A 3,500-nucleotide genomic window follows, 5' to 3' on the forward strand; every position below is an offset into this window, starting at 1 on the left:
GGTGGCCCTTTTTTTGATCTGTGGATAAGCATCGGTAGGCCCGGTACCTGCCGCCACACACCGTAGAATGGGGTGAGCTGTGCGAACCCCATCAAGCCGAGCCACACCTGCCGCTCAGGCCAACCAATCCAACGTCAGCAGCAACCGCGCCTCGCCCGGAAGGACGTCCGGCGACCTGTGGATAACCCCTCGCCCCTCGTTGCCCAGCCACTTCTCGCCCTTGAACAACGCCACATGGCCGGCCGCCAGGGTCTGCCCGGCGGGCACGGCGGCAGGCTCGGCGGCGGGGTCGCCCAGGCGGCTGCGGGGCATCTGGCCTTCCTGCAGCCAGTGGCTGCCGGCGCCGGCGTAGGTGGTGATCAGCCGCAGGGGCACGTGGTCGACGTGGTAGCGCGGGCACATGGCGCGGTCCAGGCGCCGCAGGCGCAGGCCGATGCGCCGGGCATCCAGCAGGCAGGCGAAGGCGCGCACCAGCCAGGCCACGTCGGCGATGAAGCCGGCATGGCCGTCGATGTCGGCAAAGCGCCGGGCCAGGCTATCCAGATCAAGGGGCGCCTCCGGGTCCGGCAGCTCCAGGGTCAGGGACTCGCTCAAGGGCTCCCCGAGCCCCAGCAGGCAGCGGGCGTAGTCACTGATGTGCAGGGGCAGTTGGCGCTCCCACACGGCGAGGTTGACCTCGTCCCGCAGGGCTTCGCCCAGCACCGCCGGGTTGTCGCCGATGGCCGCCCGGGGCGGCGGGCGCAGAGCCAGGGCTTCCATCACGCCGCCTCCCCGACCAGGCCGCCGAAGGGATCGGGCAGGCGCGACCAGCCTTCGACGCCCTGGGCCATCTCGGCGTCGTCCAGCAGGCAGGCATCCAGCTCGGCGTGCAGGCGCTCGAAGTCGATGCCCTGGCCGATGAACACCAGCTCCTGACGGCAGTCGCCCACCTGCGGGTCCCAGTGCTTGAAGATCGCTTCCAGGCCTTCCTCGTCCTGGGGCCACTGCTCGCGCGGGACGAAGCGCCACCAGCGCCCGGCATGGCCGTAGCGCATCAGGCCGCCGGCCTGGGACCAACTGCCGGCCTCGCGCCAGGCACTGGCCAGCCAGAAGAAGCCCTTGGAACGCAGCAGCCGGCCGTTACGCCACTCGCGGTTGAGAAAGGCGTGGAAGCGCTCGGGGTGGAACGGCCGCCGCGCCCGGTAGGCGCTGGAGGCGATGCCGTAGGCTTCGGTTTCCGGCTGGTGTTCGCCGCGCAGCTCCTTGAGCCAGCCCGGCGCGCGGGCGGCCCGCTCGAAGTCGAAGCGGCCGGTGTTGAGCACCTTGTCCAGCGGTACGCGGCCCATGCTCATGGGCAGGATCTCCGCCTCGGTGTTGAGCCGCTGGAGGATGGCGGTCAGCTCTTCGCGCTCGGCCTGGCTGATGAGGTCGATCTTGCTGATGAGGATGACGTCGGCGAACTCAACCTGGTCGATCAGCAGGTCGGTGATGGAGCGCTCGTCGTCCTCACCCAGGGTTTCGCCACGGCTGGCCAGGCTCTCGGCCTGGTGGAAGTCGCGCAGGAAGTTCACCCCGTCGACCACGGTGACCAGGGTGTCGAGGCGGGCAACGTCGGACAGGCCGCGCCCGTCTTCGTCGAGGAAGGTGAAGGTCTCGGCCACCGGCAAGGGCTCGGAGATGCCGGTGGACTCGATCAGCAGGTAGTCGAAGCGGCCTTCGCGGGCCAGCCGGCCGACCTCTTCCAGCAGGTCCTCGCGCAGGGTGCAGCAGATGCAGCCGTTGCTCATCTCCACCAGGCGTTCCTCGCCCCGGTTGAGGCTGACGTCGCGCTGGACCTCGCTGCCGTCGATGTTGATCTCGCTCATGTCGTTGACGATCACGGCGACCCGCAGGTTCTCGCGGTTCTTCAGGATCTGGTTGAGCAGGGTGCTCTTGCCGGCTCCCAGAAAGCCGGACAGCACGGTGACGGGAAGACGCTCTTGCATGGCGGAATCCTCTTCAGGGCACGGTTATGAGTTCAGGCGTCGCGCAGGTGCCGTTCGCGACGCTCTTCGCGCTCCTTGGCCTCGATGCACAGCTCGGCGGTGGGCCGCAGCAGCAGGCGGCGCAGGCCGATCGGCTCGCCGGTCTCCCGGCACCAGCCGTACTCGCCACGGGCGAGGCGGTCCAGGGCGCTGTCGATCTTGTCCAGCAGCTTCTTTTCCCGCTCCAGGCGGCGCAGTTGCCACTGGCGCTGCTCTTCGCGGGCGGCCACGTCGACGTCGTCGCTGGCGGGCTCGATCTCCCGCAGCTCGCTCATCTCGTCGTCGATGCGTGTGCGCAGGTCTTCGCGCTGGGCTTCCAGCAGGCGCTGGAAGAAGGCTTGCTGGGCGTCGTCCATGTACTGCTCGTCCGGTTGGCTGAGCAGGTCGTCTTCGCTGGTGATGAGGTGCATGGCTTCGGCAAGGGTGGCTTGATTTTCAAGTGTTATAACATAACATATTCAATTCCCTGCAAGCCGAGCCCGACGATGAACGACCTCACCCTGCCCGACGTGGCCAGCCAGACCCAGGCCACTCTCGCCCCACTGGACCGCGTCGGCATGGCCGGTATCCGCCTGCCGCTGCAGGTGGCCGGGCAACCCGTACAGGCGCGGGTGGAAGCCAGCGTCAGCCTCGATACCCCCGGCGTAAGGGGCATCCACATGTCACGGCTGTACCTGGCGCTGGAGGCCCTGGCCGGCGAGGACCTGACCCTCCCCGCCCTGCAGGCGCTGTTGCAGGGCTTCCTCGACAGCCACCAGGGCCTGTCCCTCTCGGCGCACCTGCGGGTGGCCGGCGAGTTGCTGCTCAAGCGGCCGGCCCTGATCAGCCCGCTGTCGGGGCACAAGGCCTACCCCTTCGAAATCGCGCTGAGCCTTGATCCACGGGGGTTTCACGTGGAACTCATGCTGGAACTGGGCTACTCCTCCACCTGCCCGTGCTCGGCGGCGCTGTCGCGGCAGATGACACAGCGTGCCTTCAGCGAACGCTTCGCCGGGAAGACGCCCACCTGGGAAGCCCTGCATGAATGGCTGGGCAGCGAAGCGGCCATGCCCGCCACGCCCCACAGCCAACGCAGCAAGGCGCGGCTGTGGCTGCGCCCGGCGGACCCGCTGCAGGCACCGGACTGGATCGAGCTGGTGGACCGCTGCGAAGCCGCCCTGGGCACCGCGCTGCAGACCGCCGTGAAGCGTGCCGACGAGCAGGCCTTTGCGCTGGCCAATGGCCACAACCTGATGTTCTGCGAGGACGCCGCGCGGCGCCTGGCCACACCTCTGCGGGCATTGCCGGACCTGGCTGCATTCAAGGTGCGTGTGGAGCATGAGGAAAGCCTGCACGCCCACGACGCCGTGGCGGAAATCCACTGGCTCTGGACCTGAGTTCCATCCCCCCAGGCCCTCTTCGTCGCCCTCGCCGCCATCCCCCCTCCAGGCCGCCGAGCAGAAGCCCGAAGGCTTGCTGCAACTGCTACCTATCAGCCACGTCAGCCGCCTCACCGGC

4 protein-coding genes are annotated in these 3,500 nt (G+C 68.6%); 1 reads left to right on the top strand and 3 read right to left on the bottom strand.

The window, feature by feature from the left end; genetic code table 11:
* Positions 1-114: 114 nt before the first annotated feature.
* From A7D27_RS26685 to dksA, 3 genes are read right to left on the bottom strand one after another with little or no spacing between them, the layout of a single operon-like run.
* Positions 115-759: a DUF1826 domain-containing protein gene (locus A7D27_RS26685; protein WP_069566661.1), complete on the bottom strand. Its 645-nt coding sequence runs from the start codon at positions 757-759 to the stop codon at positions 115-117.
* Positions 759-1,964 carry a zinc metallochaperone GTPase ZigA gene (zigA, locus tag A7D27_RS26690; RefSeq protein ID WP_069566662.1) on the bottom strand — a complete coding sequence of 402 codons (1,206 nt, stop codon included), beginning with the start codon at positions 1,962-1,964 and terminating at the stop codon, positions 759-761. Before zigA ends, A7D27_RS26685 begins: the two co-directional genes overlap by 1 nt.
* Positions 1,965-1,996: 32 nt before the next feature.
* Positions 1,997-2,413 carry an RNA polymerase-binding protein DksA gene (dksA, locus tag A7D27_RS26695; protein WP_069566663.1) on the bottom strand — a complete coding sequence of 139 codons (417 nt, stop codon included), beginning with the start codon at positions 2,411-2,413 and terminating at the stop codon, positions 1,997-1,999.
* Positions 2,414-2,488: 75 nt separating this feature from the next.
* Here dksA and folE2 point away from each other — a divergent pair, with 75 nt between their 5' ends.
* Positions 2,489-3,379 carry a GTP cyclohydrolase FolE2 gene (gene folE2, locus A7D27_RS26700; protein WP_069566664.1) on the top strand — a complete coding sequence of 297 codons (891 nt, stop codon included), beginning with the start codon at positions 2,489-2,491 and terminating at the stop codon, positions 3,377-3,379.
* The last annotated feature ends 121 nt before the right edge of the window (positions 3,380-3,500 follow it).

The sequence above is a fragment of the Pseudomonas sp. 1D4 genome (assembly GCF_001728925.1).
GTDB lineage: Bacteria > Pseudomonadota > Gammaproteobacteria > Pseudomonadales > Pseudomonadaceae > Metapseudomonas > Metapseudomonas otitidis.